Source organism: Helicobacter sp. MIT 14-3879 (genome assembly GCF_003364125.1).
In genome coordinates this window covers 1-587 of sequence record NZ_NXLP01000187.1, presented here as the reverse complement: position 1 = coordinate 587, position 587 = coordinate 1, and the positions used below count along the sequence as shown (strand labels likewise).

The window sequence follows — 587 nt, the reverse complement described above, 5'->3', positions numbered from 1 at the left end:
CCACTTAGAATAGAACTTGGGGACCTTATTCGGTAGTCTGGGTTGTTCCCCTTTTGACGATTGATTTTATCACCCACCGCCTGACTCCCAAGATACGGTAATAGGTATTCGTAGTTTGACAGGGGTTGGTACCGCGGTGAGCAGCCCTAGCCCAATCAGAGCTCTACCCCCTATTACTATTACTTGAGGCTATACCTAAATATATTTCGAAGAGAACCAGCTATCACTAAGTTTGTTTGGCCTTTCACCCCTATCCACAGCTCATCCCAGCCCGTTTCAATGGGCACGAGTTCAGTCCTCCACAAGCTATTATACTCGCTTCAACTTGGCCATGGATAGATCACTTAGCTTCGGGTCTACAATATCTGACTAAACGCCCTTTCAGACTCGCTTTCGCTACGGCTTCGCGTTGGCTTAACCTTGCCAGATATCATAACTCGCAGGATCATTATGCAAAAGGCAGTCCATCACCCTGATAAATCATAGGACTCTGAATGATTGTAGGCAGATGGTTTCAGGTTCTATTTCACTCCGCTCACTGCGGTTCTTTTCACCTTTCCCTCACGGTACTGGTTCGCTATCGGTGT

General features: G+C 47.0%; 1 rRNA gene. It reads right to left on the bottom strand.

From position 1 onward, the window contains the following. A 23S ribosomal RNA gene (locus tag CQA44_RS12270) occupies positions 1 to 587 on the bottom strand; the annotation flags it as partial.